A 14,433-nucleotide genomic window follows, 5' to 3' on the forward strand; every position below is an offset into this window, starting at 1 on the left:
ATGCGGTTAGTATTCATGGGAACACCGGAATTTGCGGTCCCGTCTCTCAAGGCGATCCTCGCCAGCGGCCATGATGTCATCGGGGTCGTCACCCAGCCTGACAGGCCGCGTGGAAGGGGTCAAAAGGAGACGCCTTCGCCCGTCAAGGAGGTGGCTCTCGAAAATAGGTTGGAGATCTACCAGCCGGAGAAGGTGAGCGACCCTGAATTCATCGCAATGCTCCGCAGACTCAGGCCTGATTGTATAGTGGTTGTCGCTTTCGGCCAGAAGATCCCGGCTGAGATACTCAACCTGCCTCCTTACGGGTGTATAAATGTTCATGGCTCGCTCCTGCCCAGGTATCGCGGCGCGAGCCCGATGCACAGGGCGATAATGAGCGGGGAGAAGATCACGGGGGTAACAACGATGTACCTGGCGGAGCGCTGGGATGCGGGTGATATCATTCTCCAGGAGGCTATTGAAATCTCATATGATATGACCGTTGGTGAGCTTCATGATGAAATCGCCCGGCGCGGAGCGAACCTCCTGGTGGAGACGCTGAGGCGGATCGAGGCCGGGGACGCTCCGCGGATACCTCAAAACGAGGTCGAGGCCACATATGCGCCGAAGCTCAGGCCCGAGGAGGCCTGGATCGAGTGGTCGAGGCCGTCCGAGGATATCCGAAATCAGATTCGCGGCATGAATCCACGGCCGGGCGCCTGCACCCGGCACAGGGGCAGGATGCTGAAGATCCTTGCGGCTCAGGTTGTCCCGGCGACCTGGAGCGAGGTCGCTCGCGCGGGCGGGGATCAACCCGCCACCGTGACCGGCGTCGACAGGAAGTCCGGCTTCACCGTAAAAACGGGCGATGGAGCCCTGCTGGTGACCAGGGTCCAACCGGAGGGCGGGAGGGCGATGAGCGCACCCGAGTACATGCTGGGCCATGAGGTCGAGGTGGGGGACCTGCTCGGGGAATAAATAGCCGCGCCAGGTCGCGCTAACTCAGAAAAAGTCGGGAATAGGAGGGGTTAATGGTGTTCTTCTGGGATCCGACGTATATCTTGATCATTCCGGCTATGATATTTGCGCTCTATGCGCAGGCGAGGGTCCAGGGCGCGTTCGCAAAGTACTCCAGGGTGAGCTCCCGGCGGGGGATGCGGGGCTCGGAGGTCGCGCGCGAGATCCTGGACCAGAGCGGCCTCAGGGAAGTGAGAATCGAACAAATCGGTCAGGACCTCGGTGATCACTACGATCCCCGGGCAAAGGTCCTGCGCCTGTCACCCCAGGTCTACGGCGGCAGTTCCCTGGCCGCCCTCGGGGTAGCTGCACATGAGTCTGGGCACGCGATCCAGGATTCTATGAACTATCTGCCTCTCGCGATACGCCACAGCCTCGTGCCCGTGGCAAACTTCGGCTCGAACCTGGCGTTTCCCCTGTTCCTCATAGGTTTCATATTTGCCGGCTCGGGGCTTGCCTGGCTCATGACGCTCGGTATATGGGTTTTCATCGGGGTCGTGGCCTTCCAGGTCGTAACCCTACCCGTTGAGTACAACGCGAGCAGCAGGGCTCTCGCCCTCCTTGAAGGCGGGGGCTACCTTACGCGGGAGGAGATCGGTCATGCTCGCGAGGTCCTCAACGCCGCAGCCCTGACATACCTGGCGGCAACGGCTGTCGCCGTTACCCAGCTCTTGAGGCTTATCATCCTGCGCGGCAGCCGGAGGGATTGAGACAGGTGCGGGCGATGCGATTCCGAGCGATGCGATCGAGGGCGATACAGTCACGAGCGGCGCGGTCGAGGCGGATTGCCCTCGGGGTCCTCTATGAAATCGACGTAAATGGGGCATACGCGGGCATCGCCCTTGATCGCGCTCTTGAGAGATCGTCCTCGTCCCCCCGGGACAGGGCTCTTGCCACGGAGCTTGTCTACGGGGTGACCAGATGGTTTAAGACCCTTGATTGGGTCCTGGATAGATTCTCGACGCGGCCTGTCGCAAGCCTGTCCCCATGGGTCCGGAATATCCTGCGGATGGGCCTCTACCAGCTGATGTTTCTCAGGTCGATCCCGGGGCCGGTCGCTGTGAATGAAGCCTGTGAACTGGCGTGCGCTGTGGGCCACCCGGGGATTGTAGGTTTTGTAAATGGTATCCTGCGAAACATCCTCCGCAAGATGAGCGCCGGCGTCACCGCCAGAGGCGACGCCAGAGGCGAAGGCGGCGCTGGCGGTGCCCGGTTTCCGGCTGCCGCCATATTCCCGGGTTTGGAATTCCCGGATGTGGAAAGGAACCCTGTTGAGGCTATTTCGATTGGGTTCTCTCACCCGGAATGGCTTGTGGCGCGCTGGATCAAGCAACTCGGGGTCGAGCGGACCATGGAGATATGCAGGTTGAATAATGAGCCGCCACCTATGAGTCTGCGGGCGAACCTCCTTAAAATCACCCGGCGGGAGCTGGTCGAGCTGCTCTTGCAGGAGGGCGTCGAGGCTGGGCCAAGCCGGTTGGTTCCCGAGGGGGTGGTCCTTGGAGCAGGTGGAGGGCCGGGTCGCGCCTGTAAGGGAGAAGAGGGTGAAATGGCCTATCTCGAGGACGCGCCGGAAGATGCACCGGATGGTCCGCGGGTGGGCCTGGCAGCGTTGGGCGGGCTTACCAGCCTGAGGTCATACAGGGATGGCCTGTTTACTATCCAGGATGAGAGCTCTATGCTTGTGGGGCATGCCCTGGGCCCTGAGCCCGGCCAGGCGGTCATCGATGCGTGCAGCGCCCCCGGCGGCAAGACCACGCACATAGCTGAAATAATGGGGGATGCCGGCCAGATCCTGGCTTTCGACATTCACCCTCACCGTCTCGACCTGCTCAGGCAGAATCTCGAGCGGCTCGATATCAAGTCCGTCCGGCTCACTGAGCTCGACGCACGCAGGCTCGGCGAGCACTACCGGGGCGTGGCTGACCGCGTCCTTGTGGATGCACCATGTTCAGGCACCGGGGCGCTCCGGCGCAGGCCTGACGCGAGGTGGCGAAAGAAACCAGAGGACCTCCCGGGGTTTCATGCTTTGCAGGTGGAGATTCTGCGCTCGGCATCAAATTGTCTTAAACAGGAGGGGATCCTTGTCTATTCCACCTGCAGTATGGAACCTGAGGAGGGTGAGGATGTGGTCAGGGAGTTCCTGGATTCGATGGAGGAAGGGGGCAGATTCGCCCCTTTAAACGTCTATGACCGCCTTCCCGTGGCCTTTCGCCAGGCCTTCCCTGATGGAGGGTGTGACAGGCGCGGCTGGCTCAGGTTGTTTCCAGATATCCACCAGGTTGATGGATTTTTTATGGCAGCGTTGAAGCTTAAAGCTTGATGATTGGATCGAGAATATGATTGTTCGATAATGCCATCAATCCCCTTTCCCTCATGAATTGATCTTCTAATATTGATCTTCTAATACTGATTTTAAAATCAATAGATGAGGTCAGATGAAGTCCTCAGCACGAAGCCCTCAGCTCGATGGTTAGCAATTAAGGGCAAATGAGTTGACTTTGCCAAACATTAAGCAACATAAAATGGGCGTTCTTGCGGGCAAGTTATGTCTGCAAGGACGCTTTTTTCATGCTACTATATGTCTTCATGCTTTCCTAGCTATTGCCCTCCTGGTGCAACTTGGGACCTGGTATATCCCCTGATATGTTCATCCTGGGTTTGCGTCGGGGTGTATGGGGCGCATCTCCGGGGCCTTGGGGCGAAGGCCCTTGATTTTGCCCTGATGTTTACTCATGTGGGAGACGGTTGGATACCGGAACCGGAAGAGGAGCCAACATGTGGCTTCACCTGGTGGGGGAGTCGCAGGAGGTATCCTCAAAGTGAAAGCAGTACGCCGTCCCAGCCTTACAATAGCATTCCTGCTTATCTTGATTATATGTGCGATATCATCGCCTTACCTGAGGGCTTTCATTGGCCTGCCACGCCACATTCGAATGCTTGAGGGGCAGTCCAGGGAGTTCCCGGTGCGGTTGCCGCTGGGGTTGTATATAAGGTCCGACGAAGAGGGCGATATATTCATGGTAAACGATAGCAGGATAGAAAAGAGCGGCTTCAGCCTGAAAAGAGGGGCTGTAGCCAAATTCAGCCCCCTGAACCTCGGGACGGCTGATGTTCAGGTCAGGCTTCTCGGTGTGGTCCCGATCGGCAAGGTCAAGGTCGATGTCCTGCCCAGGGTGAGCGTCGTCCCGGGCGGGCAGGCCATAGGCGTCCTGCTCACAGCGCGGGGTGTGATAGTGGTCGGCCATTACCCGCTTGTGGGCATTGACGGCCGGCGATATTACCCCGCACAGGAGGCCGGGATCGAGGTGGGGGACGTCATAGTAAGCATCAACGGAGCGCCCGTTGAAGGCGCAACGCAGGTCGAGAGGCTCATCGATATAGCAGGCAGGGAACACAAGGAAATCGACCTGGGGCTGGAGAGAAATGGCCAGGATCTACATACGAAGATAAAGCCGGTGCCCACGGGTGTTGGTGCGGGCGATGTTCGTAGCGGGCTGCATGGCGGCGGGCCATATAACGATCTACATGGCGATCGGGATAACGGTCCGGGCGATTCCGGAGGCACTGGCACCATAGACCCTGTAAAATATCGTATCGGAGTATATATAAAAGATAATGCCGCAGGCGTTGGCACGCTCTCCTTTTTTGACCCGGAAAAGGGCGTCTACGGCGCGCTGGGCCACGTGATCACGGATGCCAATACAAATCAGGAGATCAACGTGAGGGATGGCAGGATAGTTGCTGCCCAGATCATAGGCATACAGCAGGGGCAACGGGGCCAACCTGGCGAGAAGATAGGGGTTTTCGGAGGGGGGGAGGACGTCCTGGGAACTATCGAGCGTAACACCAAATTCGGCATTTTTGGCAAGATGACCCTCCCACCCAGAGAGGGCCTCACTATGGAGCCGATCCCCATCGCCCTCGCGGAGGAGGTTACAGAAGGTGAGGCCGAGATGTTGACCGTCATTAAGGATGACAAGGTTGAGGGATTCAAGGTCGAGATCGAACGGGTGCTTCACCAGACCAATCCGGGCACTAAGGGGCTGATCATCAGGGTTACGGATCCCAGGCTGATCGCGATGACTGGTGGCATAGTCCAGGGGATGTCCGGGAGCCCGATAATAAAGGACGGGCGGCTCTGTGCGATTGTCACCCACGTCTTCCTGGCAGACCCGCGCCGCGGGTATGCCACCCTGGCCGAGTGGATGGCCCGTGAGGCCGGTCTGTATCCGGGCACCTCGTCTGAAAAGGGTGTCAGCATGCTGCCGCAGCGCCGCAGGCTCCCTGATGCGGCTTGAGGTCTGACTTTACATACACATCAACCACGGATATGATGTATTTGGACGAAGAAAATACCCGGACGTACTTGGACGGAGAGTCCTCGGACGAAAAATGGCAAACGATGGTATGAATGCGGGTGAGTAGAGTGGTTGATTGTGCTGATTACAACGTCAGGGATTTGAGCCTTGCCGCGGGTGGCCGCCTGAAGATCCAGTGGGCGGCGGCGCATATGCCCCTGCTCAACAGGATCCGTGACGAATTCGCGGCCGGGCGGCCCTTTGCAGGGCAGAGGGTGGCGATATGCCTCCATCTGGAGGCCAAGACGGCATATCTCGCAAAGGTGCTGAAGGAATGCGGGGCCGAGGTCGCCATCACCGGGAGCAACCCCCTGTCCACGCAGGATGATGTGGCGGCCGCCCTTGTCGAGGATGGCCTTCATGTTTACTCCTACCGGGGGTGTAATATGGAGGATTACAGGAGGCTCATCGGCCAGACGCTTTCTATCGGGCCCACCCTGGTGATCGACGATGGGGGCGACCTGGTCAATATGCTCCACTCGGACCGGAGAGACCTGGCGGAGGGCGTGATCGGGGGGTGCGAGGAGACAACCACCGGCATCCTCAGGCTGCGGGCCATGGACAGGGACGGGGCTCTTCTCTTCCCGATGATCGCAGTCAATGACGCCTACTGCAAGCACCTGTTTGACAACCGCTACGGCACAGGACAGTCCGTATGGGATGGCATCATCCGCACCACCAACCTGGTTGTGGCCGGCAAGGTTGTCGTTATCGCCGGCTACGGGTGGTGCGGCAAGGGTGTGGCGATGCGGGCAAAGGGGCTCGGGGCCCGGGTTGTCATATGCGAGGTGAACCCCATCAGGGCCCTCGAGGCGAGGATGGATGGCTACGATGTCATGCGGCTTTCGGATGCGGCTCGCGAGGGCGATATCTTCATCACCGTCACGGGCTGCAGGGATGTGATACGCAGGGAGCACTTCCTGGCCATGAAGGATGGCGCCATCCTGGCCAACGCCGGCCACTTCGATGTCGAAGTCTCGATCGCGGATCTCGCGGCTTTATCCGTATCCCGCCGCCAGGTGCGCGCTAATATCGAGGAATTTGTCCTCGCGGCTGGTCAAGCTGATCAAGGTCAAGCTGATCAAAAGGATCAAAAAAGGCTCTACCTCCTTGGCGAGGGCCGGCTCGTGAACCTGGCGTGCGCCGATGGGCACCCTGCCGAGATCATGGACATGTCCTTCGCCCTCCAGTTCCTCTCCCTGAATTACCTGGCACGAGAGGGGGATCGCCTCGGGAATCACCTCTACAAGGTGCCAGAGGATATAGACCTCGAGGTTGCAGAGTTAAAGCTGGCCTCCGAGGGTATTTCCATAGATAGCCTCTCTCCGGAGCAGAGGCGGTATATCGAGAGCTGGCAGGGTTGAAGGCCATCTCGAGGCCTCAGCGCGTGCCGGCCTGTCTATGCAGCTTCAGACCATGTTTTTGCCGGGCGATCGCCTGATGTATGAATAACGCGAGAAAGAGCAGCCCTGCCACGCTCATCATAATGGAGTTGACGAACATGCCCGCTCTCAGCCCGAGGTCGTCCGCTATCCTGCCCAGCATCCATGGAAGCGCGATGGCTCCCCCCGCTGCGGAACCATAGATGAGACCCGTTACTGTGCCGCTGCTTGCGGGGAAGAGGCTCGTGGCATACGAGGTGATGACGGGGAATATACCCGCGCTCGCGAGGCCAAAGGCGGCCGTGGCCAGCAGCCCTGAAATCGGCGAGTTGACACGCGATAATGGCAGGAGCGCCAGCGCACCTCCCACCATGTAGACGGTGAGAAGCAGGAGATTATCTGTTGAATCGCTCATCCTGGCCGAAATCAGCCGGCCGGCCACGATGAGGATAAATAATGTAAACAGGGCGAGCGAGCCGACCATCTGGGTTGTTCCGAGTATTTCCTTGAAATAGACCACGGTCCAGACCATTATATTTCGATATGCACCGGAATAAAAGAACATCGCCAGTATAAACGCCCAGATGCTGGGGCTTCGCCAGAGGCTGCCCGGCTCCCGGCGGGGATGGGAGGCGGGGGCCAGGCCTCTCTGCGGGGCCTGTGAGGATTCCGGGTCCTCCCCGGCCTGAGTCCGGGGCAATGACGGCTTCTCACGGTGCTGCTCCCTGAGCTGGCGAAGATAAAACAAGACCATGGCGACGAGGGCAAACAGGGTCACGGCGGCCAGCGAGAGCCGCCAGCTCATGCCCCTGGCGAGAGCAAAGGCTATCACTACCGGGAAGATCGCGGCCCCGAGGCCGAATGAGGCATGCAGCAGCCCCAGGATCTCCCCTTTCCTTGGGCCACCGCGTTCCACAAGGACGGCATTGGTCATGGGATCGATGAGGCCGAGGGCGACGCCGAGGGCCCCTGTGCCCATAAGGAGAAAGATATATGAAGGCGCTATTGCCATCAAGACCGGGCAGGTGGTCAGCAGGATGAGGCCTGCAAGCAGGACTCTGACAGCTCCCATGCGATCCGAAAGAAAGCCCGCCACAAATACTATAGGGAAGCTTGCAAGGCTTTGGACGGCGCTGACTACCCCGGCCTGGCTGAAATCGAGGTTGAACTCGCCGACCAGATTGGGTAGAATGGCGCCTGTGAGGGTCGTGGCCGCTGCAAATGCCATCTCAACCAGATATATCGCCCACACAACTGGGGGAATCGAATGGAAGGACATCTTATTTCCCAAAACACTTCACCGCTTTCTGCAGATTCTCGTGGTTAAGCTTGTCCGGCGCCCGGCCGACAATTTATTATGCCTGTAGGAATTATACCACCCTGGGGATTTCAGGCAAAGGGCTATACAGCATTACATTGCCACTTGTATGGCTTGTATCGCCTGCTATCATATTGATGCAGGCACTAGTTGCATACGGAGGAGGACTTTGACATATTGCGTAGAATTTTAAAATCTATTGGGTTGAAAGAGGCAAGAGCCGGGCAGCGAAGCCTCAGCCTGTAATCCGTGGGATGCCCCCGGGCTACAGATTATTCAAATAAATCATGAATCAGGAGGATGGGGGATCGAGATTCGATGGCGGTCCTATTCTTCAGGATTTAGCAGGGGTGGTTAGGCAGATGAGCGAGGGGAAAATCAGGGTCTTGATCGTAGACGACAATCGCGATCTGTGTGAGGTCCTCCAGGAATTCATCGGCGAGCAGGGAGATATGGAGCCAATCGGAGTGGCCTATAATGGCATCGATGCCCTGGACAGGATTGAGAAGGCGAAGCCCGACGTTGTGGTGCTTGACATCATCATGCCTCACCTCGACGGCCTCGGCGTCCTCGAGCGGCTCAATAAATCTGACCAGGCGAAGCGACCCAGGATCCTCATGTTGACTGCAATAGGCCAGGAGCACATGACTCAAAAGGTCGTAGAAATGGGTGCCGACTATTATATCATGAAGCCGTTTGATATGGAAACCCTCACCCAGAGAATTCGCCAGCTCATGGAGGCGGCTCCCGACGAAAAGAGGAAAAAGGTGATATGTGCCTCCAATCCATTAATGCGGGACCTGGACGCCCAGATCACGGAGATCATCCACGAGATTGGCATTCCCGCCAATATCAGAGGCTACCTTTACCTTCGAGAGGCTATTCTCCTTGTGATGAAGGAGATGAACTTGCTTGGCCGCGTTACCAAGGTGCTCTACCCGAAGATCGCTGAGAAATACAACACGACGCCCCCGAGGGTTGAGCGCGCTATCCGGCATGCCATCGAAATCGCCTGGAGTAGAGGAAATATCGAGCTCCTGAACAGCATATTCGGACATACGATCGATATGGAGAAGGGAAAGCCCACGAATTCGGCGTTTATCGCCAGGATTGCGGACAAGCTTCGCATTGATATGAAGGCCGGTTAAGGAATTTAATGGGAAGAATGATAATGCCTTCCGTGTTGCATAATATTTCATGCCGGAGTATGAGAAGTATGATAGGTAGATGGTGACGGTAAGTGGTAGCGTCATGAGTTTTCTATACCGGAATGCGGGTTCTACAAATTCGGGGGCGGCCCCCGTGGTCATCAGGGGGACGGCGCGGATCGGCCGCAGGACGAAGGAGCTCGTCAAGCGATTACAGCCCAACGAGATCGCTGTAATCGACCACCAGGATATCGATGAACTGGCCTGCCAGTCGCTTCTGGATGCTCGCGTTAGGGCAGTAGTGAATACTCGACAGTCTATAAGTGGCAGGTATCCAAACGTCGGGCCTCAGAGGCTCTGCGAGGCCGGCGTTTATATATTGGATGAGGTCGGGCCATCAGCTATAGAGTTGCTCGAGGATGGGGATGAGGTCGAGATTCGCGGCAACCTCCTGCTCAAGGGGGGCAAGGTGGTGGCCGCCGGGAGCGTCCTCGATAAGAAGACGGTGGAGAAAAAGCTCGCCGAAACCCAGAGCAGGGTTGCTGAGTTGCTTGACGATTTTGTCCAGAACACGCTCGATTATGCGCGGCTCGAGAAGGACCTTATACTGGGCAAGTTCGCCGTACCCGATATCGGGGTGAATATCAAGGGCCGGCATGTCCTGGTCGTCGTGCGGGGAAGGGATTATAAGGAAGACCTCATGGCGATAAGGTCGTATATCGACGAGGTCAAGCCCGTGTTGATCGGGGTGGACGGGGGAGCCGATGCGCTAGTAGAGCTGGGTTACAGGCCTGATATTATTGTGGGCGATATGGACAGCATATCGGATGACACCCTGAAGATCGGCTCGGAGCTTGTCGTCCACGCCTACCCGGATGGGAGGGCCCCGGGGCTGGCCCGTATTCGCTCGTTCGGCCTCCGGGGCAAGATCTTCCCTGCACCCGGCACAAGCGAGGATATTGCCATGCTCCTTGCCTATGAAAAGGGGGCCGAGTTGATAGTTGCCGTCGGGACTCACTCGAATATGATCGATTTCCTCGAGAAGGGGCGCCCGGGGATGGCCAGCACGTTCCTGGTGAGGTTGAAGGTCGGGTCGATCCTCGTGGATGCGAAGGGCGTGAATAAGCTCTACAGGGGCAGGATGCACGCGAGCTACCTGCTTGAGGTGGCTATCGGCGCCTTGATTCCCCTGGCCATAATCATGCTCGTGTCGGATACGACAAAGCAGTTCCTGAGGCTACTCCTCATGAAAGTGAAGGTGGTGCTCGGCCTCCTCTGAGCCGGTGCAGGTGGGGATGTAGAGCCTGGTTAGCGTTTGGAAGCGAGTGATGGTGACTTGATTATCGATATGAGATACCATATAGCGTCCCTCGTAGCTGTTTTTCTCGCCCTCGGCCTGGGAATCCTCATCGGGAGCGCTATGGGCGGGAATGAGGCCCTCATCGAACAGCAGAAGCGCCTGATAGACCGGCTGGAGATGGATTTTTCCCAGATAAAGCAGGAAAGGGAGAGGCTTCAGGTTAAGCTCAATCTTGCGGAACGGGAGCTTGCGTCAAGCGTCGAATTCGAAAAGACAGCCTTCCCCGTTCTCGTGGCCGGGAAACTCGAGGGCAGGCGGGTGGCGATCGTCCGCACGGGGGATTCCGTGAACCGGCGCGCTGAGGAGGCCATAGAGAGGGCATTGAGGGATGCGGGGGCAAGCGTCACATCGGTCACGACTATACTGCGTCCCTTCGAGTTGCCGGCCGGCGACGTGAAGGCCCAGGGCGAATTATTCAAATGCCTTGGGCTCGATGCCATTCAATCCGAATTCCAGCCCAAGGACATACCCGTGAGGCTCGCGGCCGCGCTTGCGAGGGAGATCGCCTCCGGGACGGGCCTTACGCTGGTGCCGGCCCTCGAGGAGCTTGGTTTCGTGCAGGTGAGCGGCAGGTACCAGGGCTATGTAGATGCCGTTGTCATCCTGGGCGGGGGCTCGGAGGAGTCAAAGGTGGCGGCAAAGACCGTTGATCTCCCGCTCATCGATGCCTTTAACGCGCTTGGGGTGAGGGTGGCCGGCGCGGAGGCGGCAGGGGCCTCGCAGTCGTATATGAAGCTATACAAGGAGAAGGGGATACCGACGGTGGATAATGCCGACATGGTTCTGGGCCAGCTATCCTTGGTTTTTGCCCTTGCCGGCGAGAATGGTCATTATGGCATCAAGGAGACGGCCAGGCAGCCATTCCCCGATTTCCTCGGGGAACTGACCGGCAAGTGAGCTGCCAGCTATTAATTCGCTGCCAGCCATTGATCTTTTTGCTGCTGGCCATTAGTTTAATGATGGATCAATGGTGAGTTGTAATGATGCTTTCCACTATCATACCGGCCTATAATGAATCCTCCCACATAGCTGATACGGTGAAGGCTATCCTGGAGTTGCAGGATGGCATTGGTAGATATGGCATTGATTCTATCGAGGTTATCGTTGTAGATGATGGTTCCCGGGATGCTACGACCGAGCTCGCCAGGAAGACCGGGGCCGTTGTGATACCGCTGGAGCGCAACCAGGGAAAGGGGCATGCGCTCATGAGGGGCCTCTCGGCTGCGAGGGGTGAGGTGGTGGCCTTCCTTGACGCCGATCTGGGTGCTACGGCTGGCGAGGTTGCGAAGCTTGTGGCCCCGGTTGTTGCGGGCGATGCTGACTTGACGATAGCCAGGTTCCCTGCCGCCAGGCGCCGGGGCGGTTTCGGCCTCGTCAAGGCATCTGCTCGCCTCGGTGTCAAGCTCCTCGGCGGGATTGATGTCGTCTCCTCCCTCTCAGGCCAGCGCGCTGCGAGGAAAGATGTATTTGAGCGGCTCACGCCGTTTGCGGGCGGGTTTGGCGTGGAGGTCGGGATGACGATCGATGCCGCCAGGAGGGGTTACAGGATAAAGGAGGTCCCCGTGGATATGCGCCATGCTGAGACCGGGAGGGATTTGCGGGGTTTCACTCACAGGGCGCGCCAGCTGTCATCGGTTACCAGGGCGATCCTGGCCAGGTTTTTCAGATAGCAGGCCGCGTCCTCCGTCCGCCCGGCGCAACAGGGGAGCGCCGCCTGGTACGGGGCTTAGAAGGGGCGAGGACCTATGCGCGCTGACTTCGTCATGTTTATACTCTCCTTTCTGGCCTGTTCAGCCTCTCTCCCCCTGGTGATCAACATGATGGAGCGAGCGGGGAATACGAGGTTGAACTACGAGGGCAGGCAGATCCCGACATCCCTCGGGCTTATCTTCATCCTGATCCTGGTGCCTGCCGCCTTCGTGGCGGTCGAGATGGGCTTCATGACGCTCGATGACGCGCTTCCTCCTCTTTTCCTTTTGTGCGCCGTAGGCATGGCTGGCTTGCTGGATGATCTCCTCGGCCAGGGTGATATGAAGGCAAAGGGCTTTAAGGGTCACCTCGGTGCGCTCCTGTTCGAGGGACGCCTCTCCACGGGGGCGCTGAAGGCTATTTTTACAGGGTTTTCAGCCTTGCTCCTGGCCATGATCATCGAGCGCACGCTTGCCGGCGTTGTATTGAGCGCCCTTATAATCGCCCTTGCGACAAACCTCATCAACCTGCTCGACCTGAGGCCCGGCCGCGCCGCCAAGGCATACCTCGCCGTGGTGATCCTGTTATCACTGGCATGGGGGGCGCGCTGCTTTGACGGCCCACTCTTCTACCTCGTGCCGCTTACCGGCGCAGTCCTCGCATATATACGGACGGACCTCCGCGCGAGAGGGATGATGGGGGACACTGGCTCGAACATCCTGGGCGGGGCTCTGGGCTATGGGCTGGCCGCTGGGACCGAGGGCGCAGTCAGAGCCGGGGTCCTGGTGATTCTCCTGCTCATCCAGGCGTACGCTGAAAGGTGGTCGATAAGCCGGGCTATAGAGAATAATCGTTTGCTCAGGTTTTTGGACAATCTCGGGCGCTGAGTGCGACCGCGAAGCTAAGTGTGAGTTCAAGAATTATCGCCGTTTTTCCAGGGGTTGCCGGTGCTTGCGTGACGGGGCCTTTGAAATTTGGCAATGCCCTCGCGCCAAATTTCAACGGAGGCGCGCCGCAAGCGCGCCGTCCCCGGAACGCAACACCGGCAACCCCTATTTAGATAATTTGGATAATCTTCAATGGTTGGAAGGGATATACGTGAAGTTTGGCGTGCATGTTGCCATAGCCGGGGGGTTCGCCGGAGCGATCGATCGAGCCCAGAAGCTGCATTGCGATACAATACAGATGTTTTCGAGGAGCCCAAGGAGCCTGAGGGCTCGCCCTCTCAATGAGGATGAGGCCGGGGATTTTCGCAACAGGGCCAGGTTGTCAGGCATATCCCCAATTGTGGTGCACATCCCTTATCTCATCAACCTTGCCTCGCCCAAGGAACAGACTTACGCGGTTTCCATAGCCGCCCTGCGGGAGGATATCATACGCGCCTGCGAGCTTGGCGCCGATTACCTTATTATACACCCCGGGAGCCATGTCGGCTCGGGGATCGAGGCCGGCACGGAGAGGATTGCCCGGGCCATAAACACGGTGTTCAAGGACAGGGAATGCCGCGACCGGAGCCAGGAGAGCGGCTTGAAGTTCCTCCTCGAGACGGTCTCAGGGGCCGGGACCGAGATCGGTTATACCTTTGAACAGCTCGAGGGCATTATAGAACAGCTCGAGGGCGCAGGGGATATTGGTGTTTGCTTCGATACGTGTCATGTTTTTGCTGCAGGCTATGACATCCGGACGCCTGGTGGTTTGGATGGAGCCCTCGAGGATTTTGACCGGGTGCTTGGCCTCGGGCGGTTGAGGCTGGTTCACGCGAATGATTCCGTGGGGGAGCTGGGGTCGAGGAAGGACAGGCATGCTCACATAGGGGAGGGGATGATCGGCGAGGAGGGGTTCCGCGTGATCCTTGGTGATGAGAGGCTGCGCGAGGTGCCATTCATCCTCGAGACGCCGAATGATGACCCCGGGGATGATGCTCGCAATCTGGCCAGGCTTCGCGAGCTGGCCGGTCTGCGATAGCACGATGGCTAAGTGTGAGTTCGAAAATTGCCGCCGCTTTTCCAGGACTTACGGTGTTTGCGCGACGGGGCCTTTGAAATTTGGCAAGGCCCTCGCGCCAAATTTCAACGGAGGCGCGCCGCAAGCGCGCCGTCCCCGGAGCGCAACACCATAAGTCCTGGAACGTGCTGGTAAATTGGCACAAATTAAGGAACCTACACTTAGGAACGGAGGT

At 58.3% G+C, this 14,433-nt stretch carries 12 protein-coding genes; 11 read left to right on the forward strand and 1 reads right to left on the reverse strand.

The features are described 5' to 3' along the window. The 5 genes from HPY71_04910 (at nucleotide 1) to HPY71_04930 (ending at nucleotide 6,721) form a co-directional block, all read left to right on the forward strand. Nucleotides 1-957, forward strand: coding sequence for a methionyl-tRNA formyltransferase (locus HPY71_04910; protein NPV52846.1), 957 nt, complete (start codon nucleotides 1-3; stop codon nucleotides 955-957). 53 nt (nucleotides 958-1,010) lie between these two features. After that, nucleotides 1,011-1,706 (forward strand): zinc metallopeptidase, encoded by a 696-nt coding sequence (locus HPY71_04915; GenBank protein ID NPV52847.1) that lies wholly within the window; start codon nucleotides 1,011-1,013, stop codon nucleotides 1,704-1,706. 29 nt (nucleotides 1,707-1,735) lie between these two features. Then, complete coding sequence (locus HPY71_04920; protein ID NPV52848.1) at nucleotides 1,736-3,319, forward strand: 16S rRNA (cytosine(967)-C(5))-methyltransferase RsmB; 1,584 nt, start codon at nucleotides 1,736-1,738, stop codon at nucleotides 3,317-3,319. 499 nt (nucleotides 3,320-3,818) lie between these two features. After that, complete coding sequence (locus tag HPY71_04925) at nucleotides 3,819-5,297, forward strand: PDZ domain-containing protein (protein ID NPV52849.1); 1,479 nt, start codon at nucleotides 3,819-3,821, stop codon at nucleotides 5,295-5,297. A 113-nt stretch (nucleotides 5,298-5,410) separates the two neighbouring features. After that, nucleotides 5,411-6,721: an adenosylhomocysteinase gene (locus HPY71_04930; GenBank protein NPV52850.1), complete on the forward strand. Its 1,311-nt coding sequence runs from the start codon at nucleotides 5,411-5,413 to the stop codon at nucleotides 6,719-6,721. Between the two features lie 16 nt (nucleotides 6,722-6,737). Here HPY71_04930 and HPY71_04935 read toward each other — a convergent pair whose 3' ends face one another. Next, nucleotides 6,738-8,018 (reverse strand): MFS transporter, encoded by a 1,281-nt coding sequence (locus tag HPY71_04935; protein NPV52851.1) that lies wholly within the window; start codon nucleotides 8,016-8,018, stop codon nucleotides 6,738-6,740. Nucleotides 8,019-8,419: 401 nt separating this feature from the next. On the opposite strand from HPY71_04935, the gene spo0A reads away from it, so the two are divergent. The 6 genes from spo0A (at nucleotide 8,420) to HPY71_04965 (ending at nucleotide 14,219) form a co-directional block, all read left to right on the forward strand. Beyond that, a complete protein-coding gene (spo0A, locus tag HPY71_04940) occupies nucleotides 8,420-9,205 on the forward strand; it encodes a sporulation transcription factor Spo0A (GenBank protein ID NPV52852.1) in 786 nt (261 codons plus the stop codon). A gap of 154 nt (nucleotides 9,206-9,359) precedes the next feature. Beyond that, entirely contained in the window at nucleotides 9,360-10,484 is a 1,125-nt protein-coding gene (locus tag HPY71_04945; protein NPV52853.1) for a hypothetical protein, read from the forward strand. Between the two features lie 69 nt (nucleotides 10,485-10,553). Then, nucleotides 10,554-11,462 carry a copper transporter gene (locus HPY71_04950; protein ID NPV52854.1) on the forward strand — a complete coding sequence of 303 codons (909 nt, stop codon included), beginning with the start codon at nucleotides 10,554-10,556 and terminating at the stop codon, nucleotides 11,460-11,462. An 83-nt stretch (nucleotides 11,463-11,545) separates the two neighbouring features. Further along, a complete protein-coding gene (locus HPY71_04955) occupies nucleotides 11,546-12,235 on the forward strand; it encodes a glycosyltransferase family 2 protein (protein NPV52855.1) in 690 nt (229 codons plus the stop codon). A gap of 75 nt (nucleotides 12,236-12,310) precedes the next feature. Beyond that, a complete protein-coding gene (locus HPY71_04960; protein ID NPV52856.1) occupies nucleotides 12,311-13,141 on the forward strand; it encodes a glycosyl transferase in 831 nt (276 codons plus the stop codon). A gap of 211 nt (nucleotides 13,142-13,352) precedes the next feature. After that, nucleotides 13,353-14,219 (forward strand): deoxyribonuclease IV, encoded by an 867-nt coding sequence (locus tag HPY71_04965; GenBank protein ID NPV52857.1) that lies wholly within the window; start codon nucleotides 13,353-13,355, stop codon nucleotides 14,217-14,219. The last annotated feature ends 214 nt before the right edge of the window (nucleotides 14,220-14,433 follow it).

This window comes from Bacillota bacterium, from assembly GCA_013178125.1.
Lineage (GTDB): Bacteria > Bacillota > SHA-98 > Ch115 > JABLXJ01 > JABLXL01.

Bases quoted from the DNA above. Each gene is read 5' to 3' on its own strand.
- HPY71_04910 (NPV52846.1), top strand. From the start codon at position 1: ATGCGGTTAGTATTCATGGGAACACCGGAATTTGCGGTCCCGTCTCTC.
- HPY71_04915 (NPV52847.1), top strand. From the start codon at position 1,011: ATGGTGTTCTTCTGGGATCCGACGTATATCTTGATCATTCCGGCTATG.
- HPY71_04920 (NPV52848.1), top strand. From the start codon at position 1,736: ATGCGATCGAGGGCGATACAGTCACGAGCGGCGCGGTCGAGGCGGATT.
- HPY71_04930 (NPV52850.1), top strand. From the start codon at position 5,411: ATGCGGGTGAGTAGAGTGGTTGATTGTGCTGATTACAACGTCAGGGAT.
- HPY71_04935 (NPV52851.1), bottom strand. From the start codon at position 8,018: ATGTCCTTCCATTCGATTCCCCCAGTTGTGTGGGCGATATATCTGGTT.
- spo0A (NPV52852.1), top strand. From the start codon at position 8,420: ATGAGCGAGGGGAAAATCAGGGTCTTGATCGTAGACGACAATCGCGAT.
- HPY71_04950 (NPV52854.1), top strand. From the start codon at position 10,554: ATGAGATACCATATAGCGTCCCTCGTAGCTGTTTTTCTCGCCCTCGGC.
- HPY71_04955 (NPV52855.1), top strand. From the start codon at position 11,546: ATGATGCTTTCCACTATCATACCGGCCTATAATGAATCCTCCCACATA.
- HPY71_04960 (NPV52856.1), top strand. From the start codon at position 12,311: ATGCGCGCTGACTTCGTCATGTTTATACTCTCCTTTCTGGCCTGTTCA.